Origin of the sequence: Flavobacterium soyangense (assembly GCF_015277675.1) — a bacterium.
Classification (GTDB): Bacteria; Bacteroidota; Bacteroidia; order Flavobacteriales; family Flavobacteriaceae; genus Flavobacterium; species Flavobacterium soyangense.
This window is the reverse complement of record NZ_JADHEC010000043.1, coordinates 1-24,275: the sequence shown is the minus strand read 5'-3', so window position 1 is coordinate 24,275 and position 24,275 is coordinate 1. Positions and strand designations below refer to the sequence as shown.

Below are 24,275 nucleotides of genomic sequence, written 5' to 3'. Positions count from 1 at the left end.
TTTTGGAACGAAGCCAAAAAATTGTAATTGAAAATCTATGATTTTCAAATATTTCAATTTTGGAACGAAGCCAAAAAATTGTAATTGAAAATCTATGATTTTCAAATATTTCAATTTTGGAACGAAGCCAAAAAACTTTAGATTTTAAATAAAGTAATTAATCCGCAATTCTCTTAAGTTTGTTTAAATCTTTAATGGTAATTTTTTTACCCTGTAATTCAATTAAACCTAATTTATTAAAGTCAGATAACAATCTAATACAACTTTCGGTGGCAGTTCCAATCATTCCTGCTAGTTCTTCGCGAGAAAGTTGAATGCCCAATGAACCATCCGTATTTTTGCCAAAAGTTTCTGCTAAGTAAATTAGGGTTTCTGCTAAGCGTTCTTTAACTGTTTTTTGTGAAATTGAAACCATATGTTCACTGGCTTCTTTTAAATCGCCACAAATAGTTTTCATCATGTTCATTGAAAACTGGTTGTTTGAATCAAACATATTCATCACTTCGCTTTTTGGGATAAAGCAAACTTCCATATCTTCAAGAGCGACAGCACTCAAATTAGCGGGTTCATCGCTAATCATCGAACGTTGTCCAAGTAATTCTCCTGCCTTGATTAACTTAACAATTTGATCTTTTCCATTGGCGCTTAGTTTTGACATTTTGCAAATACCTGAAGTGATGCAATAAATACCATTTACAACATCTCCTTCTTCAAAAATGGGTTTACCTTTTTTAATGGTTCGAGAAGTTTTGCATTCAGCAAGTTTTACCAGTTCATCTTTATTAAGAGCTTTTAAAGAGCTAAATTCTCTAACAATACATTGTTCACATTTACCCATAAAATAAATATTATTTTGGTCGAATACAAATCTACAAAATTATATGATAATTATCATATTTTAAATTTACTCACTTGGTATATTTGTGTCTTGTAAAATTTTCAAAATTTATGGAAGAAAAAAGCTGTTTCCACTGTGGGCTGGGCGTTATAAAAGAGGATCAAATTGTCTTTGACGAAAAAGTTTTTTGTTGCAATGGTTGTAAAACCGTATACGAAATTTTCAGTCTTAATGACATGACTTGCTATTATGATTTCGAAAAATCGCCTGGAGCAACTCCGATTGATATTAGTGGTAAATATGATTTTTTAGATAATGAAAGTATAGTTTCAAAACTTTTGGAATTTCAGGAAGATAAAACAGCCATTGTTTCTCTTAATATTCCTCATATTCATTGCAGTTCATGTATTTGGATTCTCGAAAATCTTCAAAAACTTCAAAAAGGCATCAGTATTTCCCAGGTAAATTTTCCGGAGAAAAAAGTCCGAATTACGTATAATCCTGATGTAGTTTCGCTTAAAACAATTGTCCATTTATTGAGTTCCATTGGTTACGAACCTTACATTAGCCTAGAAAATTATGAAACGGGCAAAAACAATGTTGACAGAAGTCTGACTTATAAACTTGGCTTGGCTTTTTTCTGTTTTGGTAATATTATGTTGCTTTCTTTTCCGGAATATTTCGAAGTCAAGGAATATTGGCTGGACAATTACAGACCGTTTTTTCGTTGGTTAATTTTTGCTCTATCCTTGCCTTCGTTTCTTTATTCTGCCAGTGGTTATTATGTTTCGGCTTATAAAAGTATTAAATCGGGAATGTTGAATATTGATATTCCTATTGCTTTGGGAATTATTATATTCTTTGTCCGAAGTACTTTTGATATTGTAATGAATTATGGTTCCGGTTTTTTTGACAGCTTGACGGGTTTAATTTTCTTTATGCTTTTGGGGAAGATGTTCCAAATCAAAACCTATAGTTTTTTGAGTTTCGAAAGAGATTTTAAATCTTATTTTCCAATAGCAATTACTAGGATTAAAAGTGATACTTCTGAGGAAAGTGTTCCAATTTATGATATCGAAAAGGGAAACCGATTGTTGATTAGAAACCAAGAATTGATTCCTGTAGATGGGATTTTAATCTCCGACAAAGCTGAAATCGATTATAGTTTTGTTACCGGTGAAGCGATTCCAATTACTAAAAAGTCAGGTGATAAAGTTTTTGCAGGAGGAAAACAAATAGGAAAAGTGATTGAAATGGAAGTTTTACATTCGGTTTCCCAAAGTTATTTGACACAATTATGGAGCAATGATGTTTTTCAAAAAAATGTGGAACAAAGACACAAATCCATTACCGATAAAATCAGTCGCTATTTTACGCCAATCCTTTTATTAATAGCTTTCTCGGGATTTGGGTATTGGATTTTTATTGATTCAAATACTGCTTTCAATGTTTTTACGGCAGTTTTAATTGTGGCTTGTCCTTGCGCTTTGGCTTTGACAGCGCCGTTTACAATGGGGAATGTCTTGCGGATTTTGGGCAAGAAGAAATTCTATCTAAAAAATGCCTTGGTAATAGAACAATTAGCTAAAGTTGACACCATAGTTTTTGACAAAACAGGAACTATTACCACCAATAAAAAATCGAATATTTCCTATGAAGGCAAAGCTTTTTCGGAGGAAAATCTGGTAATTTTAAAAAGTGTCCTTCGAGCATCAAATCATCCTTTGAGCAGAATGTTATATGATTTTTTGCCAGAAACTAAAAGATTAAAAATAAACGATTTTCAGGAAATAACAGGAAAAGGCATTCAGGCAAATATTGACGGAATTAAAGTTCAGGTTGGTTCAGCAGATTTTGTTGGAAAGTCAAAAGAAAACAGCATTCAACAAACAACTGTCCATATTAAAATTAATGATGTTTATTTTGGAAAGTATATTTTCAATAATCAATACAGAGAAGGGTTAGAGGAGCTTTTCAGGAATTTAAGCATCAATTATCAAATCAAGGTTTTGTCAGGTGATAATGAAGGGGAGCGTGAAACTTTGTCATCCATTTTGCCAAAAGAAACCGAATTGATTTTCAACCAAAAGCCAGAACAAAAATTAGAATTTATTAAAAAATTGCAGCAAGAAGGTAAAAACGTAATGATGGTTGGCGATGGACTTAATGATGCGGGTGCTTTGGCGCAAAGTAACATTGGGATTTCAATTTCAGAAAATGTAAATGTATTTTCGCCTGCTTGCGATGCGATTTTAGACGCAAATGAGTTTAAAAAATTAAATTATTTTCTCAAATTATCCAAGAAAGCCATTACAACCATAAAAATGAGTTTTGCACTCTCATTATTATATAATGTTGTGGGATTATCATTTGCAATAACAGGCAACTTAATGCCACTTGTAGCCGCAATCATAATGCCCTTGAGTACAGTGACAATTGTTAGTTTTGTGACTGTAATGAGTAATTTTTATGCCAGAAGCTTAAAATGAAAAATTGATTAAAAATTGATTTTTTTTTATATTTTTAACTAAATATTAAAATATGACAATTATCATATTTACAAAAAGGACAATAAAGTATTTTTGTCGACTTAATTATATAATATGAGTGTAATATATTTACTTATTTCCATCAGTATAGTAGTAGCTATTGGCTTTTTTATTGCTTTTATAAGAGCGGTAAAAACAGGCCAATACGATGATGATTACACCCCTTCAGTTCGGATGCTTTTTGATGATGAACTTGTTAAGAAAGCTAGTGAAGAACACATTCAAATCACAGAAAAACAACCTTAAACCTTAATTTTTTTAAACCAATTAACAAAGACTATTTATGGAAATGCAACAGTTCTATTATGACAACAAAATTGTGAAGAAATTCATTTACGCGACGATCGTTTTCGGTGTTGTGGGGATGTTGGTTGGGCTGATTTTAGCCACTATGTTTCTTTTTCCAAACATGACCGACGGAATTTCGTGGTTGAGTTTTGGTAGACTGAGACCTTTACATACAAATGCGGTAATTTTTGCCTTTGTAGGGAATGCAATGTTTGCAGGGGTTTATTATTCGCTACAGCGATTATTAAAAGCCAGAATGTTTAGTGACTTCTTAAGTAATCTAAATTTTTGGGGTTGGCAGTTGATCATTGTTGCAGCAGCTATTTCGTTGCCACTAGGCTACAGTACTTCCAAAGAATATGCTGAGTTAGAATGGCCTATTGATATTGCCATTGCTTTGATTTGGGTGGCTTTTGGTGTCAATATGATTGGTACAATCCTTAAGAGAAGAGAGCGTCATTTATATGTTGCCATTTGGTTTTACATAGCCACTTTCGTGACTGTTGCGGTTTTACATATTTTCAATAGTTTAGAATTGCCTATAAGTGCCATGAAAAGTTACTCTGTTTACGCAGGAGTTCAAGACGCTTTGGTTCAATGGTGGTACGGTCATAATGCAGTTGCCTTTTTCTTGACGACTCCATTTTTAGGATTGATGTATTATTTCGTTCCAAAAGTGGCTAACCGTCCTATTTATTCTTATAGACTTTCCATTGTTCACTTTTGGTCGTTGATATTTTTATACATCTGGGCAGGACCTCACCATTTATTATATTCAGCTTTGCCAACTTGGGCACAAAATTTAGGTGTTGTATTTTCAATTATGTTGATCGCTCCTTCTTGGGGAGGTATGATAAACGGACTTTTAACTTTAAGAGGTGTTTGGGACAAAGTGCGTGAAGAACCAGTTTTAAAATTCTTCGTTGTTGCGATTACAGGTTATGGTATGGCTACTTTTGAAGGCCCAATGTTATCTCTTAAAAATGTAAATGCTATTGCACATTATACGGATTGGATTATCGCTCACGTTCACGTAGGTGCATTGGCTTGGAATGGTTTTATGGCTTTCGGTATTATTTATTGGTTGATACCAAGAATGGCAAAAACTACTTTGTATTCCACTAAATTAGCTAATTTCCATTTCTGGATTGGGACTTTAGGTATCATACTTTATACAATTCCAATGTATGTTGCTGGTTTTACTCAAGCTTCAATGTGGAAACAATTTAACCCAGACGGAACATTAACTTATGGTAACTTCCTTGAAACAGTAACTCAAATTATGCCAATGTATTGGATGAGAGCCATTGGTGGAACATTATACCTTACAGGAATGTTGGTTTTGGTTTATAACATTATTCAAACCGTAAGAGCTGGCGAAACCATCGAAGATGAATTAGCTGAAGCTCCTGAATTACAAAAAATTAGCGCAGGAAGAATCAAAGGAGAAAAATACCATGCTTGGTTAGAAAGAAAACCTATCCAATTGACAATTTTTGCTGTTATTGCTATTCTAATTGGCGGAGTCGTTCAAATTGTTCCAACGATTATGATTAAATCCAATATTCCGACCATTGCCAGTGTAAAACCATATTCACCTTTAGAATTACAAGGTCGTGATTTATACATTCGTGAAGGATGTGTAGGTTGTCACTCACAATCAGTTCGTCCTTTCCGTAGTGAAGTTGAACGTTATGGACCACAATCTAAAGCTGGAGAGTTTGTTTACGATCACCCATTCCTTTGGGGTTCAAAAAGAACAGGTCCAGATTTATTGAGAGTTGGAGGAAAATACAATGATAACTGGCATTTTAATCACTTTTGGAGTCCACAAAGTATTTCTGCGGGTTCAATTATGCCTGCTTACAAATGGTTGTTTGCAAACGAAGCTATGGATATTTCATTGACCGAAAAGAAAATGAAAGCGATGCAAACTCTTGGAGTTCCTTATACTGATAAACAAATTACAAATGGACTGAAAGATTTGAGAACACAGGCTTTGAAAATCGAAGAAAGTCTGAAATCAGACCCTGACTTTGTAAAAAGCTATGATGCAAGTAAGAAAAAAGCAGAAGCTAGAGGAGAAAAATTTGTTCCAATGAATGAAAGAGAAGTCGTAGCTTTAATTGCATACATTCAAAGACTTGGGACTGATATCAAAGTAAAAACTACTAAATAACAGTAATTATGTTCGAGCAAATAAAACATAATTTGGAAACTATCGAAGGAATCGAGACCTATCCAATAATATCATTATTGATTTTCTTTGCCTTTTTTATTGGCCTTGGCCTATGGGTTTTCTCATACAAGAAAGATAAAATTGAGGAAATGAGTCAAATTCCTTTGAACGATTAAAGATAATTAAAAATATAATTTTCAAAATATATAAAAAATGAAAAAATTAATCCCGGCATACATAAGAGTTCTGGTTATTTTCTTTGCGGTTTTTGCTGCTATGGAATATTTCATTGACTCTGGAAATCAACCTGCTTTTATAAAGTTTCCTATGGTTTCCTTATTTTTATTGGTTTTCCTTTTTCTGCTGATAGCAATAGAAATAACCATTAACGCTGTTGAAACTATTACTTATCAATTGTTAACTGATGAGCAGAAAGCAAAATTAGCATTAACGTCAAACGTTAGTTTTAAAGAGAGTGTCTGGTATAAAAATCTAATGAAACTCCTTACTAAATCAGTGCCAATTGAAGACGAAGGGCAATTATTGTTAGACCATGATTATGATGGAATTAAGGAATTAGACAATAACTTGCCGCCTTGGTGGGTATATTTATTCTATGGTTGTATCATTTTTGCAGTTGTGTATTTGGTTCGATTTGAAATAATGGGAGGAGACAATCAAGAAATGGAGCTTAAAAAAGAAATGGCTCAAGCTCAAATTGATATTGCTGAATACAAGAAAACAGCTCCAGATTTAATGGATGAAAATTCAGTTACTTTACTGACTGCCCCAGCAGATTTAACAGCCGGAAAAGCAATTTTTACAGCTAATTGTATACCTTGTCACAGAGCTGATGCAGGAGGACAAATTGGGCCAAACTTAACTGATGATAATTGGATTTTGGGTGGTGGAATCAAAAATGTTTTCCACACTGTTACAAATGGTGGTCGTGACGGAAAAGGGATGATTGCTTGGTCTAAAAGCGGAATGAAGCCAAAAGACATTCAACTTGTTGCAAGTTATGTGTTGTCATTAAGAGGAAGTAATCCTGTAAATCCAAAAGCTCCGGATGGAGAAATTTGGGTTGATCCAAGCGCACCTAAAACTGCTGTAACGGCTCCTGCAACTACAGATAGTAAAGTAGCAAAAAAATAATATTTTATTAACTAATAAACAGTTTTTAAATTCATAATCTTTGTCAAAGTTCCTAACTTTGACAAAGGTTTTATGATTAAATAAATACCCATAAAAATGTCAAAATTACCGGACAAATCTTTCAGAGATACCATTGGAACAATTGATGAAGAAGGACACAGAAAATTTATTTTCCCTAAAAAACCTTCCGGCAGATTTTACGAATACAGAAAATGGGTTAGTTATTTTTTGTTGATTATTCTGGTTGCAAATCCTTTTCTAAAGATCAATGGCAATCAGTTTATGATGTTCAACGTTTTAGAAAGAAGATTTAATATTTTTGGATTTCCATTTTGGCCACAAGACTTTTACCTCTTTGTAATTTCCATGATTGTTGGCGTTGTTTTCGTCATCCTTTTTACGGTAATTTTCGGGAGAATATTTTGCGGATGGATTTGCCCTCAAACCATATTTCTGGAAATGGTTTTTCGCAGAATTGAATACTGGATTGAAGGCGATCGCGGAGCCCAAATTCGTTTGGAAAAACAAGAATGGAATGCCGAAAAAATTAGAAAGAAAGCATTTAAGTGGTCTATTTTTTTAATAATTTCTTTTGCTATTGCCAATGTTTTTCTTGCTTATCTTATCAGCAGTGATGAATTAATCAAAATGATTGAAGAAGGACCGGAAAATCACATGAGCACCTTAATTTCATTGTTTATTTTTACTGGAGTTTTCTATTTTATTTTTGCATGGTTTAGAGAACAAGTTTGCATTATTGCCTGCCCTTACGGAAGATTGCAAGGAGTATTATTAGATAATAAATCCATCAATGTTGCCTATGACTTTGTTCGAGGTGAAAAGGAATCAGGCAGAGCCAAATTCAATAAACAAGAAAACAGGGCAGTCACAGGAAAAGGTGATTGTATTGATTGTAAACAATGTGTGAATGTTTGTCCAACAGGAATTGATATTCGTAACGGAACGCAATTAGAATGTGTGAATTGTACCGCTTGCATTGATGAATGTGATGCAATTATGGATGGTGTTGGTTTACCAAAAGGACTGATTCGCTTTGCTTCTGAAGATGAAATTGAGAAAAATTCCAAGTTCAAATTTACGGCAAGAATGAAAGGCTATTCAGCTGTATTGTTCATTCTTATTGGCATATTAGCCGGATTGTTGTTTTTGCGCACTGATGTTGAAGCTGTCATTTTGAGGCTTCCGGGACAATTATTCCAACATAAAGGAGATAATATCAGTAATATTTATACGTTTAAAATAATTAACAAAACAAGTAATGATTTCAATGATATTCACTTTAAACTAGTTGGAATAAAAGGAACTTTAAAGGTAGTGGGCGAACAAGATTTAAAAGTGCCAAAACAAGGAATGAGAAACGGAACATTGTTTATCGAAATCAATCAAAATTTATTGGAAAGTGACAAAACAAAACTTGAAATTGAAGTTTATGATAGCAATAAAAAAATTGAAACCAGTCGAACAAGTTTTTTAAGTCCAAGAAGTTTTGATTAACTTTATAAACTCTAAACAAATAGTACAACATGAAAATTAATTGGGGAACTGGAATTGTAATTGCATTTGCATTATTTATTACCTTTATTTTATATTTTGTTTTAAGTGTGCAATCCAATTCTAAATACGACAACGAACTGGTTGTAGAAGAATATTATAAACACGATGCAAAATTTGGAGATGAAATGGTTCGGATACAAAATGCAACTGATTTGGCTCAAAAACCAGTTATAACAAATACTTCCGAAGGAATTACAATTGTTTTTCCAGATATCTATATTCCAAAAGATATCAAGGGAACCGTTTCTTTTTACAGGCCATCCAACAAAAAATTTGATTTTGACGTTCCTATTTCACTTTCAGGTTCTTCTTTATTGATTCCTGCAAAAAGATTGGTTGGCGGTCGCTGGGAAATCAATATGGAATGGCAATATCAAGGGAAACAATATCTTACTAAAGAAATAATTTATATTAAATAAAAGATTTTAAATCTAAATTGAAGTCTATAACTGTAATTTAAATGCTTTTAACCGCTTTTCTCTTCGGTTTAATCAGTAGTTTTCACTGCATCGGAATGTGTGGTCCCATTGCTATGATGTTGCCTGTAGACAGGAACAATCAAGCTAAGAAAATATCTCAAATCATTACCTATCATTTAGGGAGATTATCTGCTTATGCCGCTATTGGTTTAGTTTTTGGACTGCTGGGAAAAGGACTATTCCTTGCCGGAATCCAACAAAAATTGTCCATATTCATCGGCATTGCAATAATTACCATTATTTTAATACCGGAGAAAGTCTTTGCTAAATATAATTTTTCGAAACCTGTTTTCAAATTGATTTCAAAAATTAAGTCAACCTTAGGAAGCCATTTTAAAGACAAGAGTTTTAAATCACTATTTACCATTGGTTTATTGAATGGATTTTTGCCTTGCGGAATGGTCTATGTAGCCTTGTTTGGTGCCATTGCAATGCAAAGTGAAACTCTCGGGGTGTTGTACATGGTTTTATTTGGTTTGGGAACTGTTCCAATGATGAGTAGTGTGGTTTATATCAACTCATTTTTGACAGTGTCTGTTCGAAATAAAATTCAAAAATTCATTCCTTATTTTGCCGTTTTTATCGGAATTTTGTTTATCTTTAGAGGGTTAGGGCTAGGAATTCCTTATCTTTCCCCATCAGATATGAGTTTGTTTGTACAATCAACCCCTAATTGTCATTAATATTAATTTAATCTAATATAAATATGGAAAACCACGATCTACTACACGTCTTTCCTGAATATCAGGAAAAAATTGTACAATTACAAACAGAGGATGTTCATTTTAGAGACTTATTTGATGAATACCATAAAACAAAACGAGAAGTATTCTCAATCAAGACGGAAGAAGTAATAACTACAGATGAATATTTAAAGGAGTTGAAAGTTAAACTCCTGCATTTAAAGGACGAAATCTATCATATATTAAAAGGATAAAAATAAAAATAATCACGCTGGAAGGCGTGATTATTTTTGATATATAGTCCTTAGATTGTCATTGAAAATAATTTTGTTTCTGGTGCTTTTCTTTTTAAACGCAAGTCAAATGCCATACAAATGTTGCGGACAAAAGGTTTTCCGGCATTTGTAACTTTAATCCCTTCTTTTTCGATGATGACTAATCCATCATTTTCCATTTCTTTCAATTGGATTAAGATTTCAGGAATATCCTCGAAATAATTGGCTTTGTCTTTCCAGGAAGTTTCAAATTGGCACATTAAATTCAAAATGTGTTTTCTGACAATAAGGTCTTCTTCGGTCAATAAATGACCTCTAAAAACTGGCAACTTATCTTCTTCCAATAGTTTATAATATTCTTCTAATTCTTTTACGTTCTGAGCAAAACTGTACCAGCTATCGCTTATGGAAGAAACTCCCAGGCCAATCATCAACTGAGTTTTTGACGAGCTGTATCCCATAAAATTCCGATGCAATTTTCCGCTTTCGAATGCTTTGTATAATGTATCAGTTTTCAAAGCAAAATGATCCATTCCTATTTCATAATACTCATTTTCGAAAAGCAAGTCCTTTCCAACTTCATACAACATTCTCTTTACTTCGTCTTTTGGAATATCTTCATCATTGAATCCGCGTTGTCCATTTCCCTTTATCCACGGTACATGAGCGTAACTATAAAAGGCTAATCTGTCTGGTTGTAATGAATTTGTTTTTTCAATAGTATCAATGACATCATCGATTTCTTGAAATGGCAATCCAAAAATGATGTCGTGGCCAATAGAAGTGTACCCTATTTCCTTAGCCCAAAACGTTACTTTTGCCACATTGTGAAAAGGTTGCTCCCGATGAATGGCTTTTTGTACTTTTGGAGAGTAATCCTGAACACCAAAACTAACTCTTCTAAATCCTAATTCGTACAATTTTAGCAAATGTGCTCGCGTTGTATTGTTAGGATGACCTTCAAAACTAAAGTCATAATCTATAGCTTTTTCAGCATAGCAAAAAATACCGTTTATTAAATCTTCTAGGTTTTTTGTAGAGAAAAAAGTCGGTGTACCTCCGCCAAGATGTATTTCTTTTATGATTGGTTTTTCTTCAAGAATATTGCAATAGATTGCCCATTCTTTTAAAACTGCCTCTATATATGGGTTTTCAACATCGTGATTTTTGGTAATTCGTTTATTACAGCCACAAAAAGTACACATACTTTCGCAAAAAGGAAGATGGATATAAAGACTTATTCCTTCTTTTGAATTACTTTCAACAAAAGATTTTTTTAAGGTTTCAATCCAGTTTTGATAGGTGAAATCTGACTCATCCCAATAGGGAACAGTTGGATAACTTGTATACCTTGGCCCTGGCACATTGTATTTTTGGAGGATAGAGTTTTTCATAGAAAAGAAATTTTTCAATAATCAAAAATAGTATGTAATTGTTTAAATTAAAATGATATTTATCATATTCTATTTTTGCACAAAAAAAACCTCATTCTTGAATTCTGAATGAGGTTTAATATTTGATTATCAATTGTTTATGCTTAATTTAAGTTTCTCACCTGTTTTAGTTTGTCTTTCAGGATTTCCATTTCTTCTTTGTGTTTTTCAATGTTTTTTCGAACTTCTAACACGATGGAGTTTTCTTTTTTTGCATTTCTGGTATTTGTAAAAAACTGAATGTTATTTTCCAATTGAAAAATTTCGTTCTTAATCTCATCAATTTTGCGCATTAGGAATATTTTTTCCCCTTCAAGTTTTCTGGTATCATTGTTCTCTGATAAATGATCCATTCTATTGGAAAAACGCATCATTTCAGTGTCTTTTTTACTCAAACTTAATTTTTCAAATAGAGCATCGAGAACTTTATTGAATTTACCTTCTATATGTCTTCTCGGAAAAGGAACTCTTCCAAAGCCTTTCCAGGTTTCAATATGTAATTTTATGGCATCCAAATCAGTTTTGTGGTCTCCTGTCAACTGAAATTCTTTAAGTGTTTCCAAATAGGTTTTCTTTTTATCAAAAGCTTCTACTTCTTCTCCGTTTTCTTCATTTTTTTGCTCTTTTAATTTGTCAAAATAATGATTGCAGGCTTCTTTAAACTCTAACCAGATTTTATCGGAATATTTTCTTGGAACGTGTCCTATTTGTTTCCACTCTTCCTGAATTTGCTTCATTATTGGAGTAGTCACAACAAAGTCAGTACTTTCCTGTAATTCTTTGGCTTTGGCAACAAGAGCCGTTTTTCTGCTCAAGTTGTTGTTTTGGTCTTTTTTAATGTCTTTGTAAAACGAGTTTTTGAAAGAATTAAAATTTCTGACGGCAGTTTTAAAAGCCGCCCAAGTTTCTTCATTTACTTCTGATGGAACTTTTCCCGCAGAGAAAAAAGCTGTTCTCAAAGCTTCCACTTTTTCAATTTGACCTAGCCATTGTGAATGTGCATTTACTTTTTCTGTAGCCAGAACTTCAATTTTGGTAATGATTTCTTTTTTATTTTCTAGGTTTTCAAGTTCAGTTCCTCTTAAATTTTCAAACAAAACTTCGCGTTTGTCGTGCATTTGTTTGGTTAAATCGCTAAACTTGTTCCAGATTTCGTCACGGTGTTCTCTAGAAACCGGACCAATATCTTCTTTCCAGATTTTATGTAAATCCTGTAATTCCCTAAACGCTTTGTTGACATCAGCTTCGTTAACCAATTCTTCAACACGAGCAATAATTTTTTGTTTTTGCTCTAGATTGTGTTTAAAATCAAGGTCTCGCGCTTCTCTGTCTAAGTGTAAATAATCATAGAAATTCTCAACGTGAAAATGATAATTGTTCCAAACGTGGTTGTATTTGTCCTTTGGAATTGACCCTGCATTTTTCCATCGTTCCCTTAAATCATTAAAATGTTTCAAGGTGTCTTTGATGTTTGCCTGCGGATTAATTAACTCTTTTAATTCCTCAACAATCGCCATTCGATTTTCAAGGTTGGTTTTCAAATTTGTTTGCAAACTTTTAAAATGCGTATTTTTATTGTCTCTGAACAATGAATAATATTGGTCAAATTTTGCTTTCGTTGGAGAACTATATTGAAATTCTTGGGTTGTTTCAGGATTTTCAGCAAGAAATTCCTCTTTTTTCTCCTCTAAGAGATGGTAGTATTTCGCTAAGAATGATTTTTTAATTTCTTCGACGTGATCCTTAATAGACATCACTTTTTCATTAGTGACTAAATTTTCCAATTCCGTAACTAAAGCTTCTAAAGACAAAGCATCATAATTGAGCATTGGAATATTATAACGCTCTTTCAGCGTTTCATCTTCACTTTCTTCGGCATTTGTATCGGCAATGGCGTCGATAATTGTATTGGTTTCTGCAAGTTCACCGTCTGAAATTGTGGCTCTAATTTCTTCTGCCAGCTCAGTTGCTTCTCTATTGCTACGTTCAACTATTTCAATTTCTTCTAAAGCTGGGGTTTCAGAATCCAGAGCGGTTTGAACTTCGGTTTCGATAATAGGATCAGTTTCTGTTGAAATTTCTTCAGAAAGTGTTTCGACATTTTCTGTAATTTCTTCAGCAATCTCACTGTTAGTTGGTTCAATTGTTTCGGTTTCTTCTAAAGCTTCTGCTTCAGATTGTACGATTTCAACCGCTTTATTTTCTAAATTTCCATCTGCCTCAAGCAGGTTATCATTCGTTTCTTCTGACATTTTTTCAATGTGTAAGGGTTCGTTATTTTTTTTCGCGTTCGAAAGATACTAAAGCTAGCTCAAAATTCAAAGAAAATCCTTTATTTATAGTCATTTTATGTAGAAACACTTTTTTTAAGATGCCATTTGCAATGTCAGTTTGTTTTGATAATTATCGGGACTTGGATCTTTTTTACAATGTCGTTAGAGGATTTGTTTCTGCCTGATTTTGAGATTTCTTAAAGATTAATTTAGGGAAACGGGATGTTTGTAACGAATTTTAAAATCGGATAGTATTCAAAAAATGATGAGTAGATTTTGATTGCAACATTTATCGGCAAGATGGTTTTAAAAAGCAAATCTCTCATATCAGGAGTTTATCCGGCGTTTTTCGTTGCATATTTTGCCCAAGCGGTTTGTAAAAATCCGTCATTATGGTTTTTTGAGCAGCACTTGGAAACGTCAAAAGCTCAAGCTTTTGCAGGAGAAACTCCAAGTAAAAGTGATAGAAAAAGCAGAAAAGAAGCTCTTTTTGCCCAAATGTAGGTGTTGCAAAACGGGCAATTTGCACCGAATAGCGGTTTTTGATCAGCGTGTTCCGCCTGCTTGGTTTCTCGGCATTAGCCAAAACACGAATTCCTGTAAAAGTTAATTTTATGGGTAAGGGAAGTTGTGCTTTAAAGTAAAAGAAAACACATTAAAACCAACTTGATTTTACGCCAAGAAAAGAGAGGCGCAATGGCCTCTTGAATATCTCTCTAAAATCTTTACGATAAGTACATAGTAGTGTGAAAATGGAAGCGGTTCCGTTCAACACAGGCTTCGTTGTTGGCTTTTCAAGCCCAACGAATCCTTATCTGTTGTGGGCAGTACTATTTTGTTAATTCTTATTTGTCTCGTTTATAATAAGCTACAATACTTGCTTTTGCAAGAGTATTATTCCAAAGATAAAAGCCTACAACAGCAGGATTAATATTGGCGTCAAGTCCTAATTTATCAGTTTTTAAGGCATAAACAGTTATGATGTACTGATGAAAACCGTGTCCAACAGGTGGGCAAGGACCTCCGAAGCCATTAATTCCATAGTCTGTTTTACTTTGAATGGCTCCTTTTGGTGCTAAATTAAGTTTACTATTACCTGCGTTAGTTACCAACTCGTTTATGTTTTCTGGAATGTCAAACACAACCCAATGCCAAAAACCACTTCCCGTTGGTGCATCTGGGTCATACATTGTAATAGCGAAACTTTTTGTTCCTTCGGGTGCATTTTTCCATAATAATTGAGGCGATTGGTTGTCTCCCGAACAGCCAAATCCATTGAACTCTTGTGTTTTGGTAGTTTCTCCACCCAAATCTTTGCTACTTAGTGTAAATGTCTTTTGTCCAAAAACAACTGTTGAGAAAATCAACGACAAAACTAAAATCAAATTTGTTCTTTTCATTTTTTTATACTATTTAAATTTTCAGCAAAATTAAGAGGTATAATGCGAATAAAATTTGGAGTAATGTTCAAAAAGTGTTGCTAAAAGTTCAATCTTTATGATGCTGTTTGGGTGTAATTCCGTATTTTGATTTATAAGCTTGTATAAAGCTTGATAAATTCTCATATCCGACCTCTAAATATATTTCGGATGAACTTTTTTGTTCTTTATAAAGCAAATGATGTGCATACTCTAATCTTTTATTTTGAAACCATTTTATAGGCGATTTAGCATAATGTTTTTCAAATTCTCTTTTGAAAGTCGATACACTCATATTGCATAAAAATGCTAATTCTTTTAATGTCAGTTTGCTCATCCAGTTCGTTTCAACAGTTTGAACAAATTTTTGAGATGTATCATTACTTTTTCCCGACAACGATTGCAAAAAGTCTGTACCATATATTTCTGTCAAATAAAGTATTATCTCTTCAAACTTCACTTCAAGCATTCTTTTTTGAATATTTTTTGAAAGCTTGGAAATATCTAATAAACTATTTACAAATCGTTGAATAAATTCATCATATTTAAAAGAATAAACCGATTTATATACACTCAATTCGTTTCTATTCAGTTCGTTTTTTCGGATAAATTCCAATAATATGTCGTTAGAAAAAAAGAGAAGTACACTTCTATAATTTCGAGTGTCTGAAAGTTTTTCGGTCATTAGACAATATCCTGACTTCATTATCAGAAACTTAGAATTATCAATAGATAAAGTTGAGTTATCAAAAACAACTTCTTTATTTCCTTCTATTAAAAAACTGAATGTGTTTTGATTGAGAATAATTTGCTGTTTTGTAATTTCTTTTGAGCTACAGTAATCAAAAATCTGGACAGGTTGTAAACTTTCTATATTAAGTTCGTCGGGAAGTGTAATTGTCTTCATTCAGTTCGTTATTCGTTTATATGCACTTTCGTGAAGTATTGCCCACAACGTCAGTTCGTCTAAAAACCCTCAAACGGACTCAATTTTGTTAATCAGAGCGTAAATATATGTGATTTAAACTACAATTAAAATTCTTTGTTGAAAAACGGATTGTTCATTCTTAAAATAAAACAAGGCATAAAAAGCTTTAAAAATCGCTTTTATAGTCCCAAAATGTAAAGCCAATACTCTTAGATATTGTTTTAGTAGTTTTGGTCAATCAGGTTAATAATCCATCATTATGGTTTTTTGAGCAGTACTTGGAAGCGGCAAAAGTTGAAGCTTTTACAGGAGAAACTCAAGGTTAAAGTATTGGAAAAAGTAGAGAAGAACCCTTTTTTACCCAAATGCCCATGTTGTAAAACAGGCAAATTACATCGAATAGCAGTTTTTGACCAGCGTGGTCCGCCTGTTTGGTATCTTGGCGTTAGCCAAAACCCAATTCCCCGTGAAAACTGATTTTTATGGGTAAGGGATTTTATGCCAAAAAGTGAAGCAAAACACGAGAAAACCAAGCTCAAACTACTCCAAAAAAAAAGAGGACTATAAATCCTCTTACTATTCTCTCTCAAAACTTTACGATAACTCCATAGTGTTGACGGCAGGTACTCCGGTTTCGTTCAACCGGAGTTTCATTGTTCGTGCTGCGCACGCAACGAAACTCTAGCTGTTAGCGGTAGTACTTCATTAATCCACAAATGTTTCTTTTATAACTTCTTTGGTGGATTTAGTTTCCGTTTTGTTCAATTTACCCAAAACTTTTATGATTCTTTTTTTGTCCACTGTTCTAATTTGGTCAATTGCTATAGTTCCTTTTTTTTCATCATGATTTACAGGAATTCTTGTTGGATAATCTTTCAAACTTGAAGTCATAGGAGCAATAACAATTGTGTTTAAGTATTTGTTCATTTCATTAGGTGAAACAATTACACAAGGTCTTGTTTTTTGAATTTCACTTCCAAGAGTTGGATCAAGATTTACTAAAACAATTGAATATTGTGCTAACTCCATTCTTCGAAATTTTCATCGTTAAAAACATCATTCATCAACATTTTATCATCGCCTTCTTTGTTCATTTTCTCAAATGCTGTATCCCAATTTTTTCTTGGCGTTTCAATCGGTTTAAGAATGATTTGTCCCATTTCGAGAATTATTTCTACTTTGTCTTTAATATTATATTTATCCAAAATTGTTTTACTTAAACGTAAACCTTTTGAGTTTCCAATTTTTATGATTGCGGTTTCCATATTTTATATATTTAAAAATGTAATTACAAAGTAAATACATTAAAAGTTAATATGAAAATATTTTAAGGTTTTTTTAGTATTCTAACTAACGTCAGTTCGTCTAAAAACCCTCAAACGAACTCAATTTTGTTAATCAGAGCGTAAATATATGTGATTTAAACTACAATTAAAATTCTTTGTTGAAAAACGGATTGTTCATTCTTAAAATAAAACAAGGCATAAAAAGCTTTAAAAATCGCTTTTATAGTCCCAAAATGTAAAGCCAATACTTTTAGATATTGTTTTAGTAGTTTGTGGTCAATCAGGTGAAAAATTCGGCGTAGAGCACTTAACCGACACTTTTGCCAAACCGTTTTTATTGGTTAGGCAGTCTTTATTATCAATTTTTAACTTGTTTTTCTAATAAGTCGATGGATGTGGTTAATACTTTCCCAAACATATAATTCGCAATTTTTTTTGGTTTCATAAATTTTGAAAGTAAAAATATTGTGTCAAATCCTTGCTCTTGTGACCACCACTTTGTTTTGATTCCAATTAAAGCCTTATCAATACTAAGGTTGCCACCTTTTGGATGAATTAACCAAGAAAAAGCGGTATACTGTCCAATCCCTTCTAATGTTAGAAAAAAATCATCCATTTTAGCAATATCTCTTCCATCTTTTTCAAAGCATTTTTTTTGTCTTACTTTTAGCATTTGAAGGGCAGTCCTAGTTAAATTAATTCGTTCATTCTTGTCTAGGGTCAATGCAGCTTGTCTAAATAAATCTGCTTCTATTTTATAATCTTTCAAATAAATACTGTCATTTTTATAGTAAAATTGCAAGATGTCATCGTTCAAGTTGTCATTAGGGTAGACTTTACTGTATGCTTCCATAACTTTACCAATATCATTCAGGCTTTGTAGCTGCTGTGTGTGTCCAAATTCATGTAAAAAAACACAAGTAACTAAAGTTTCTAATCCTATCCCGTGGTCGTCAACTTTATTTTTAAGCCAATAACTCGTCAAAGGCATGACAAAATATGGGCTTCCATTTGCAAGTTGAGAAGCAAATGACATTACTTTAACTTCTGTGTCAGTGCTGTCAGGTAAAGTTATTTTTCCATTATGAATTTTCTTTGTCCATGTGAGAGGCATATCTGATAAACTTGGTCCAACAATATTCAAGCCATCTTTGCCTGTTATTTTTGAAGTTGTGTAAACATAAGTTTCGTCAAACAAAACGAAGTCAACTGGCTTTATCTTCTTAAGTACGTAAACATCATTATAAACTAAGTCCCATGCCGTAAACCACTTTTGTACTTCATTTAATGATGGGTCAAATTTATTGTTCTCCGCCTGTCCAAAAAGATTATTGGAACAAATAATTAGTGTTGCTATTAGAAAGAAATTGTTTTTTTTCATTGTTTTATTAGTTGCATTAAGTTATTGAACTCATCCACGCTGTTTAAAATTGTACATCGTCCCGACACTTGACGAGGTTTCGAACTTCGGAACTGATTATTTTCTGTTAATCCGCGTGCAAATCTATAGAATTTAAACTACAATTAAAATTCTTTGTTGAAAAACGGATTGTTCATTCTTAAAATAAAACAAGGCATAAAAAGCTTTAAAAATCGCTTTTATAGTCCCAAAATTTTAAGCCAATACTCTTAGATATTGTTTTAGTAGTTTGTGGTCAATCAGGTTAATAATCCGTCATTAAGGTTTTTTGAGTAGCACTTGGAAGCGGCAAAAGTTGAAGTTTTTACAGGAGAAACTCAAGGTTAAAGTATTGGAAAAAGTAGAAAAGAAGCCTTTTTTACCCAAATGCCCATGTTGTAAAACAGGCAAATTACATCGAATAGCGGTTTTTGATCAGCGTGGTCCGCCGCCTTGGTATCTTGGCGGAGGCCAAAGTTTAAGTTCCTGTAAAAACTAGTTTAACGGGTAAGGGAACTTGTGCCCAAAAGTGAAGGAAAACACGCAAAAACCACCTCGATTTTACTTCAAAAAAAAAGAGGACTCTAAATCCTCTTGTTATTAGCTCTCAAGACTTTACGATAACTCCATAGTGTTTACGGCATGCAATCGGTTCCGTTCAACACGAGTTTCATTGTTCGTTCTACGAACGCAACGAAACTCTAGCTGTTGGCGGAAGTTTTTTTAATTTTGTATTGCTGTTAGTTCATTGTTCCTGAAATATAAATAATTTTTCCAATTATATACCCATTGTTCCATTACCAATCCTTTAATTGTAGTTGTATTTACTGAAATTGGATTACCCCAAGATAATTCACACATTTGTTTTGTCATTCCAATAATTACGTTTCCATCACTAACTAATTTCCCTAATTTTGTTCCATATTTCTTGATGCAACTTATTCTAAAATCTTCTAATTCTTTGGCAATTCTTTTTTCTTCTTCTATTTGTTGTTTTTTAATTTCTTCTTCTTTCAACTTTCTTTTAGTTTCTCTCTCAATATGAACCTCTTCTGTTATAAAGATTTCATTTTCTAAATCTTTGATTTTTAACTTTATTTCTTGTCCTTTATTGTTTTTGAGAATAAAAAAAGGAATTAATATTGGTGAATCCTTTACATCTATAAAACTAAAATCAGTACAATTCCATTTTTCTCCTTTTTGAATTTTTACTTCATTCCCAGTATTTATTTCAGCAATTCCAATTAATTCACTTTGCGAAATTAAATTTTTTGCAAAATATTTATTTCTTAATTTTGTGTAATATGAAACTAATATAAAAGGACTTGTATTTATGTAATATGGTCTTAAAACTTTCCAAATCAGAGTGTCATTTGTTATATCATTTTTGAGTTTAATTATTAAAGAACCAGATTTTCCTTCTACATTTTCTAATTTTTGGTCTGTTTTTTCATCAATAATATATTTTTGAAAATCTATGTTTCTATTTAGACTATATTTACCTCTAATATCGTCATTATATTCTTTTTTACTAACAATATCTATGATTGTGAAATACTTGCCTTCAACTGAACTATTATTTGTGTAAAAATTACCCTCAATCGATTGTCCGCCAATATATTTTCGTTGAATAAAATATGGGTTATAAATATTAGTTGAATCAATCCTTGAACTTAAATATTTTTTGTTACCATTATTGTATGATTCAGTATCGTATTTTGAATTTGGATCTAAAACAGCAAATTGTGTATTTAGTTCTTCATATTTGAATGATGCTTTTTTTTCGATTTGGACGAATTTTTTATTTAAAAGGAAATCAACAAGAGTATCTGCCTCATTAGTGAATTTATATTTTTTAGATTTTGGAATGTAGAATATTTTTTGTCCAACAAATTGGTTGTAATCAACAATTTTTTCTTGGTAAGATACATTTATTAAACTATCGTATGGTTTTGGTTTTTGAACAATTTTCTCAATTATTTCATTTTGTCTAATTGTTATTTGTCCATAAGATGTAAAACAAATAAATAATAATATTGTAAAAATCACTCTCATATTTTATGTTTTTCGTTTTTTTTGTAAAATTACTGGCAACGTCAGTTCGTCTAAAAACCCTCAAACGGACTCAATTTTGTTAATCAGAGCGTAAATATATGTGATTTAAACTACAATTAAAATTCTTTGTTGAAAAATGGATTGTTCATTCTTAAAATAAAACAATCCATAAAAAGTGTTAAAATAGCCTTTTATAGTCCCAAAATGTAAAGCCAATACTCTTAGATATTGTTTTAGTAGTTTGTGGTCAATCAGGTTGAAAATTCGTCATTATGGTTTTTTGAGCAGCACTTGGAAACGTGGGAAGCTCAAGCTTTTGCAGGAGAAACTCCAAGTAAAAGTGATTGAAAAAGCAGAAAAGAAACTTTTTATGCCTAAATGTCCGTGTTGCAAAACGGGCAACTTGCATCGGATATTGTTTTTTGATCAACGAGGTCCACCGCCTTGGTATCTTGGCAGTAGCCAAAACCCAATTCCCTGTGAAAACTGATTTTTATGGGTAAGGGATTTTATGCCAAAAAGTGAAGCAAAACACGAGAAAACCAAGCTCAAACTACCCCCCAAAAAAAGAGGACTATAAATCCTCTTACTATTCTCTCTCAAAACTTTACGATAACTCCATAGTGTTGACGGCAGGTACTCCGGTTCCGTTCAACACGAGTTTCATTGTTCGTTCTACGAACGCAACGAAACTCTAGCTGTTAGCAGCTGGCATTTTTTCTGTCAAGGTTGTAATACTGTTTCTTCCCATCGTCCGTTCTTTATTTCATATAATTTTCTGTCGTGAAAACGAGTTGTCTTAAATTCTAAAAACTCTATTCGGATAGGCTCTATTTCATAACCACCCCAATTTTCGGGTCTTGTCAAAAGTTGGTTTGAAGATTTGATTTCTATTTCTCGGTATTTGCTGTTTAGTATTTCTATGTCTTTTAGTGTCTGTCCTTGATTACTAACAATTGAAACTATTTGGCTGTCTCGGTTTCGTTTTGAAAAATATTTATCTGCAAGGTTTTTGTTTAATTCAATTGCGTTTCCTTGTATTCTTACTTGTCTTTCGGTTTCTGTCCACCAAAATGTCAACGCCACTTTATTAGTCTCGTTTATTTCAAGCCCTTTTCTGGAAGTTAAAGTTCCAGTTACAATAAAGTTGTCATTTACAATTCCTTTTAGTGCAACAAATCTTGCATTAGGGTAATTGTCAATACCGATAGTTGATAAGCAACAAGCAGATGGAATACTAACCTTTGTCAAGTTTAGTTCTTCGCTAAACCATTTACTGAAAATCTCTATGGGTTTTGTCTCCATTCTTCTCTGTTAATTATAAAACTACTTTCTTGTTTTTCAAACCCGACTTTTGGATAATATTCCATTGCAGTCGGAACAGATAAAAGCAAAACCATAGATTGGTCGCCAACTTTTTCCTTTGTCAATTTTATAAGTTGTCTGCCAATGCCTTCTTTTTTGTAATCGTGTCTAATTGCAAGGTCAGAAAGGTAACAAGCCCAAACCCAATCAGTAATTGAACGAGAAACCCCAACTAATAAATCATTGTCCCAAGCCGTTACTATTAGGTTTGAGTTATCATACATTTTCTGTATTCGTTCTTTGTCATAAGTTGGTCGAGGCAAACCTGCATTGTCATAAAGTTCAATTATTTGGTCAGCCGTTGGTCGCTTTTCAAAACTATATTCTATGTTCATATTGTCATTGTTTGGTGTCGGGCAATGCTTGCTGCTAATGGGCGCGCGCTTGACGAAGTCGCTTGATTTCTTCAAGCGTCGAGTTGGGCGAAGGGCGCGCCCATTGGGCAAAAGGTGCTCGCGCCTTTTGCCCAACGTCTGCGGCTTTGCTAAGTTGCGAGGTGCGTAAACGTTTACTTTCCGCTAAGATAATAATTGTTGCGAAAAAAATACGTCCGGCTAGCAAAATATTCGCAATTTTGCAAAACCGCTGTTGGCAGATCGGCAGAATTTTATATGTTTAGAGTTTCCAAATCATTATTTTCAGTTTTCACTATAGTTATTTAAATCTACAAGAAATAGTTCTATTACTTCTCTTATAGATGCACAAGTCATTAAAGTAATAGCTTTTGATTTTGAAATCATTGTTGTTCTTCCTACTGGTGCATTCAAATCACCATCTTTCAAATCTACGCAATAATTTTTTTCTAACTGCTTGTATTTAAAAGTCATTTGACAAATTGAATGAGCTTGTGGTAACATAAAACCTACAACTCTGCCATCTAAGACTTTCAATTCAATTTTCACTATATTTTCATTATTCTCATTGTTTATTTTAATATTAGAATTTACAAATAAAGAATCTAAATAGGATTTTACTACTTTCGCACCAAGTTCAGACTTAAATTCTGATTTATTCTTAATTTCAATTTCTGAGCATTCAACTTTTTGAGTATTTAGTGAATCTCTAATGTCTCTAAAAATAATTTTTAATTCTTTTCCATTAAAGTTAAATTTTTTAATTGTTGGATACAATGGGAATTTTTCTAATACTTTTGTTTTAGGAATATATGGACTTGATCCAGACGCAAGTGCTACTAAAATTTGTGAATTAACAGGTAAGCTAATTATACAAAATAAAGTGATAATGATTACTTTTTTCATTTTTATTAATTTTATTATTTTCTTTCTATTCCGTTTTTTACTGCTGTCTGCTAACGTCAGTTCGTCTAAAAACCCTCAAACGAACTCAATTTTGTTAATCAGAGCGTAAATATATGTGATTTAAACTACAATTAAAATTCTTTGTTGAAAAACGGATTGTTCATTCTTAAAATAAAACAAGGCATAAAAAGTGTTAAAAATCGCTTTTATAGTCCCAAAATGTAAAGCCAATACTCTTAGGTACTGTTTTAACTGATTTTGATCAATCAGGTTAAAAATTCGGCGCAAGTTGTAGGCGCAGAAAATCAATCCTACATCGGCCGATGCGCGTTTGATGGTTTTCTTGGTCATGATATAATAAAAATCCCATTGTCGTTTGATGACACCGTAAGGATGTTCTACAATAGCCTGTCTTCGGCGGTAAACATCATAGTTGTTTTCGATTCGCACTTTATTTTCATAGATTAAATCGGCATACTGAGAGCGTTCTATGAGTCTTCCTTTTTTATTTTTGGTACATTGGGAGAAAAATTTGCAGGTCAAACACGCATTGGTTTTATAATGCTTCATTTGGGTTATTGATTTACCATTTTTTTTGGCGTACCAATTTGCGTTGGTGGTCAGGGTTTCATTGGCAGGACAAGTATAGGAATCGGTAGCTTTATTGTATTTAAAATGTTCTACATCAAAAGCAAGATCAGGTGCGTGTGCAGAAACACCAGGAATAGCAACCAGGACATCAACACCAATTCGGTTAGCGTAGTCAAATTCGCTGCCGGTGTGATAGCCTTTGTCGTAAATAGCTTTAAAATTAGGATGCCCTAAAATGGTTTTGGCT

General features: G+C 32.8%; 22 protein-coding genes and 4 pseudogenes. 13 read left to right on the top strand and 13 right to left on the bottom strand.

Translation table 11 applies throughout. The features are described from left to right. Positions 1-157 precede the first annotated feature (157 nt). Positions 158-838: a Crp/Fnr family transcriptional regulator gene (locus IR213_RS14535; protein ID WP_194313028.1), complete on the bottom strand. Its 681-nt coding sequence runs from the start codon at positions 836-838 to the stop codon at positions 158-160. 110 nt (positions 839-948) lie between these two features. Between IR213_RS14535 and IR213_RS14530 the strand changes: the two genes are divergently transcribed. From IR213_RS14530 to IR213_RS14490, 9 genes are all read left to right on the top strand, one after another. Then, positions 949-3,327 (top strand): heavy metal translocating P-type ATPase, encoded by a 2,379-nt coding sequence (locus IR213_RS14530; protein WP_194313027.1) that lies wholly within the window; start codon positions 949-951, stop codon positions 3,325-3,327. Between the two features lie 114 nt (positions 3,328-3,441). Then, the gene (gene ccoS, locus IR213_RS14525) at positions 3,442-3,633 is read left to right on the top strand and encodes a cbb3-type cytochrome oxidase assembly protein CcoS (protein WP_194313026.1); all 192 of its coding nucleotides are present in this window, start codon (positions 3,442-3,444) and stop codon (positions 3,631-3,633) included. Positions 3,634-3,670: 37 nt separating this feature from the next. Then, the gene (ccoN, locus tag IR213_RS14520; RefSeq protein ID WP_194313025.1) at positions 3,671-5,854 is read left to right on the top strand and encodes a cytochrome-c oxidase, cbb3-type subunit I; all 2,184 of its coding nucleotides are present in this window, start codon (positions 3,671-3,673) and stop codon (positions 5,852-5,854) included. A gap of 8 nt (positions 5,855-5,862) precedes the next feature. Then, positions 5,863-6,030, top strand: coding sequence for a CcoQ/FixQ family Cbb3-type cytochrome c oxidase assembly chaperone (locus IR213_RS14515; protein ID WP_194313024.1), 168 nt, complete (start codon positions 5,863-5,865; stop codon positions 6,028-6,030). 37 nt (positions 6,031-6,067) lie between these two features. Continuing rightward, entirely contained in the window at positions 6,068-7,009 is a 942-nt protein-coding gene (locus IR213_RS14510) for a cbb3-type cytochrome c oxidase N-terminal domain-containing protein (protein ID WP_194313023.1), read from the top strand. A 96-nt stretch (positions 7,010-7,105) separates the two neighbouring features. Continuing rightward, positions 7,106-8,524 (top strand): cytochrome c oxidase accessory protein CcoG, encoded by a 1,419-nt coding sequence (gene ccoG / locus IR213_RS14505; protein WP_194313022.1) that lies wholly within the window; start codon positions 7,106-7,108, stop codon positions 8,522-8,524. Between the two features lie 29 nt (positions 8,525-8,553). Then, the gene (locus tag IR213_RS14500) at positions 8,554-9,003 is read left to right on the top strand and encodes a FixH family protein (protein WP_194313021.1); all 450 of its coding nucleotides are present in this window, start codon (positions 8,554-8,556) and stop codon (positions 9,001-9,003) included. A 41-nt stretch (positions 9,004-9,044) separates the two neighbouring features. Further along, complete coding sequence (locus IR213_RS14495) at positions 9,045-9,746, top strand: sulfite exporter TauE/SafE family protein (RefSeq protein ID WP_194313020.1); 702 nt, start codon at positions 9,045-9,047, stop codon at positions 9,744-9,746. Between the two features lie 23 nt (positions 9,747-9,769). Beyond that, positions 9,770-10,000 carry a YdcH family protein gene (locus IR213_RS14490; RefSeq protein WP_194313019.1) on the top strand — a complete coding sequence of 77 codons (231 nt, stop codon included), beginning with the start codon at positions 9,770-9,772 and terminating at the stop codon, positions 9,998-10,000. Between the two features lie 50 nt (positions 10,001-10,050). Here IR213_RS14490 and hemN read toward each other — a convergent pair whose 3' ends face one another. Continuing rightward, positions 10,051-11,415 carry an oxygen-independent coproporphyrinogen III oxidase gene (gene hemN, locus IR213_RS14485; RefSeq protein ID WP_194313018.1) on the bottom strand — a complete coding sequence of 455 codons (1,365 nt, stop codon included), beginning with the start codon at positions 11,413-11,415 and terminating at the stop codon, positions 10,051-10,053. A gap of 143 nt (positions 11,416-11,558) precedes the next feature. Next, a complete protein-coding gene (locus IR213_RS14480; protein ID WP_228479201.1) occupies positions 11,559-13,706 on the bottom strand; it encodes a DUF349 domain-containing protein in 2,148 nt (715 codons plus the stop codon). Positions 13,707-13,996: 290 nt separating this feature from the next. Here IR213_RS14480 and IR213_RS14475 point away from each other — a divergent pair. Beyond that, positions 13,997-14,337 (top strand): annotated as a pseudogene (locus IR213_RS14475) (transposase); the annotation flags it as partial. A gap of 235 nt (positions 14,338-14,572) precedes the next feature. Here the strand turns inward: IR213_RS14475 and IR213_RS14470 are convergent. Further along, the gene (locus IR213_RS14470; RefSeq protein ID WP_194313017.1) at positions 14,573-15,127 is read right to left on the bottom strand and encodes a YbhB/YbcL family Raf kinase inhibitor-like protein; all 555 of its coding nucleotides are present in this window, start codon (positions 15,125-15,127) and stop codon (positions 14,573-14,575) included. A gap of 88 nt (positions 15,128-15,215) precedes the next feature. Next, positions 15,216-16,052: a helix-turn-helix domain-containing protein gene (locus IR213_RS14465; protein WP_194313016.1), complete on the bottom strand. Its 837-nt coding sequence runs from the start codon at positions 16,050-16,052 to the stop codon at positions 15,216-15,218. Between the two features lie 270 nt (positions 16,053-16,322). Here IR213_RS14465 and IR213_RS16400 point away from each other — a divergent pair. Continuing rightward, positions 16,323-16,550, top strand: a pseudogene (locus IR213_RS16400) (IS91 family transposase); the annotation flags it as partial. Between the two features lie 228 nt (positions 16,551-16,778). Here the strand turns inward: IR213_RS16400 and IR213_RS14460 are convergent. The 3 genes from IR213_RS14460 to IR213_RS14450 all read right to left on the bottom strand — a co-directional run bounded on the left by IR213_RS14460 (position 16,779) and on the right by IR213_RS14450 (position 18,740). Continuing rightward, positions 16,779-17,102, bottom strand: a complete 324-nt coding sequence (locus tag IR213_RS14460) for a type II toxin-antitoxin system PemK/MazF family toxin (RefSeq protein ID WP_194313015.1) — start codon at positions 17,100-17,102, stop codon at positions 16,779-16,781. Continuing rightward, entirely contained in the window at positions 17,093-17,338 is a 246-nt protein-coding gene (locus IR213_RS14455) for an AbrB/MazE/SpoVT family DNA-binding domain-containing protein (RefSeq protein WP_194313014.1), read from the bottom strand. The genes IR213_RS14460 and IR213_RS14455 overlap by 10 nt, the downstream gene beginning before the upstream one ends. Positions 17,339-17,717: 379 nt before the next feature. Then, a complete protein-coding gene (locus IR213_RS14450; protein WP_194313013.1) occupies positions 17,718-18,740 on the bottom strand; it encodes a hypothetical protein in 1,023 nt (340 codons plus the stop codon). A gap of 301 nt (positions 18,741-19,041) precedes the next feature. On the opposite strand from IR213_RS14450, the pseudogene IR213_RS16735 reads away from it, so the two are divergent. After that, positions 19,042-19,257: pseudogene (locus tag IR213_RS16735) on the top strand (IS91 family transposase); the annotation flags it as partial. Between the two features lie 224 nt (positions 19,258-19,481). Here the strand turns inward: IR213_RS16735 and IR213_RS14445 are convergent. Then, entirely contained in the window at positions 19,482-20,813 is a 1,332-nt protein-coding gene (locus tag IR213_RS14445; RefSeq protein WP_194313012.1) for a hypothetical protein, read from the bottom strand. A gap of 256 nt (positions 20,814-21,069) precedes the next feature. Between IR213_RS14445 and IR213_RS16395 the strand changes: the two are divergent. Continuing rightward, positions 21,070-21,303, top strand: a pseudogene (locus tag IR213_RS16395) (IS91 family transposase); the annotation flags it as partial. Between the two features lie 233 nt (positions 21,304-21,536). On the opposite strand, the gene IR213_RS14440 reads toward IR213_RS16395, so the two are convergent. The 4 genes from IR213_RS14440 to IR213_RS14425 form a co-directional block, all read right to left on the bottom strand. Then, positions 21,537-22,118, bottom strand: a complete 582-nt coding sequence (locus tag IR213_RS14440; RefSeq protein ID WP_194313011.1) for a pyridoxine/pyridoxamine 5'-phosphate oxidase — start codon at positions 22,116-22,118, stop codon at positions 21,537-21,539. Beyond that, positions 22,100-22,513: a GNAT family N-acetyltransferase gene (locus IR213_RS14435; RefSeq protein ID WP_194313010.1), complete on the bottom strand. Its 414-nt coding sequence runs from the start codon at positions 22,511-22,513 to the stop codon at positions 22,100-22,102. The genes IR213_RS14440 and IR213_RS14435 overlap by 19 nt, the downstream gene beginning before the upstream one ends. A 303-nt stretch (positions 22,514-22,816) precedes the next feature. Next, on the bottom strand, positions 22,817-23,437 hold the full coding sequence (locus tag IR213_RS14430) for a hypothetical protein (protein ID WP_194313009.1): 621 nt from the start codon (positions 23,435-23,437) through the stop codon (positions 22,817-22,819). A gap of 120 nt (positions 23,438-23,557) precedes the next feature. Further along, positions 23,558-24,275: transposase (locus IR213_RS14425; protein WP_194313008.1), on the bottom strand; the 718-nt coding region annotated here is incomplete at its 5' end.

What these genes read in the sequence shown, in the direction of transcription:
- IR213_RS14535 (WP_194313028.1), bottom strand. Translation starts at nt 838, where the DNA reads ATGGGTAAATGTGAACAATGTATTGTTAGAGAATTTAGCTCTTTAAAA.
- IR213_RS14530 (WP_194313027.1), top strand. Translation starts at nt 949, where the DNA reads ATGGAAGAAAAAAGCTGTTTCCACTGTGGGCTGGGCGTTATAAAAGAG.
- ccoS (WP_194313026.1), top strand. Translation starts at nt 3,442, where the DNA reads ATGAGTGTAATATATTTACTTATTTCCATCAGTATAGTAGTAGCTATT.
- ccoN (WP_194313025.1), top strand. Translation starts at nt 3,671, where the DNA reads ATGGAAATGCAACAGTTCTATTATGACAACAAAATTGTGAAGAAATTC.
- IR213_RS14515 (WP_194313024.1), top strand. Translation starts at nt 5,863, where the DNA reads ATGTTCGAGCAAATAAAACATAATTTGGAAACTATCGAAGGAATCGAG.
- IR213_RS14510 (WP_194313023.1), top strand. Translation starts at nt 6,068, where the DNA reads ATGAAAAAATTAATCCCGGCATACATAAGAGTTCTGGTTATTTTCTTT.
- ccoG (WP_194313022.1), top strand. Translation starts at nt 7,106, where the DNA reads ATGTCAAAATTACCGGACAAATCTTTCAGAGATACCATTGGAACAATT.
- IR213_RS14500 (WP_194313021.1), top strand. Translation starts at nt 8,554, where the DNA reads ATGAAAATTAATTGGGGAACTGGAATTGTAATTGCATTTGCATTATTT.
- IR213_RS14495 (WP_194313020.1), top strand. Translation starts at nt 9,045, where the DNA reads ATGCTTTTAACCGCTTTTCTCTTCGGTTTAATCAGTAGTTTTCACTGC.
- IR213_RS14490 (WP_194313019.1), top strand. Translation starts at nt 9,770, where the DNA reads ATGGAAAACCACGATCTACTACACGTCTTTCCTGAATATCAGGAAAAA.
- hemN (WP_194313018.1), bottom strand. Translation starts at nt 11,415, where the DNA reads ATGAAAAACTCTATCCTCCAAAAATACAATGTGCCAGGGCCAAGGTAT.
- IR213_RS14480 (WP_228479201.1), bottom strand. Translation starts at nt 13,706, where the DNA reads ATGTCAGAAGAAACGAATGATAACCTGCTTGAGGCAGATGGAAATTTA.
- IR213_RS14470 (WP_194313017.1), bottom strand. Translation starts at nt 15,127, where the DNA reads ATGAAAAGAACAAATTTGATTTTAGTTTTGTCGTTGATTTTCTCAACA.
- IR213_RS14465 (WP_194313016.1), bottom strand. Translation starts at nt 16,052, where the DNA reads ATGAAGACAATTACACTTCCCGACGAACTTAATATAGAAAGTTTACAA.
- IR213_RS14460 (WP_194313015.1), bottom strand. Translation starts at nt 17,102, where the DNA reads ATGGAGTTAGCACAATATTCAATTGTTTTAGTAAATCTTGATCCAACT.
- IR213_RS14455 (WP_194313014.1), bottom strand. Translation starts at nt 17,338, where the DNA reads ATGGAAACCGCAATCATAAAAATTGGAAACTCAAAAGGTTTACGTTTA.
- IR213_RS14450 (WP_194313013.1), bottom strand. Translation starts at nt 18,740, where the DNA reads ATGAAAAAAAACAATTTCTTTCTAATAGCAACACTAATTATTTGTTCC.
- IR213_RS14445 (WP_194313012.1), bottom strand. Translation starts at nt 20,813, where the DNA reads ATGAGAGTGATTTTTACAATATTATTATTTATTTGTTTTACATCTTAT.
- IR213_RS14440 (WP_194313011.1), bottom strand. Translation starts at nt 22,118, where the DNA reads ATGGAGACAAAACCCATAGAGATTTTCAGTAAATGGTTTAGCGAAGAA.
- IR213_RS14435 (WP_194313010.1), bottom strand. Translation starts at nt 22,513, where the DNA reads ATGAACATAGAATATAGTTTTGAAAAGCGACCAACGGCTGACCAAATA.
- IR213_RS14430 (WP_194313009.1), bottom strand. Translation starts at nt 23,437, where the DNA reads ATGAAAAAAGTAATCATTATCACTTTATTTTGTATAATTAGCTTACCT.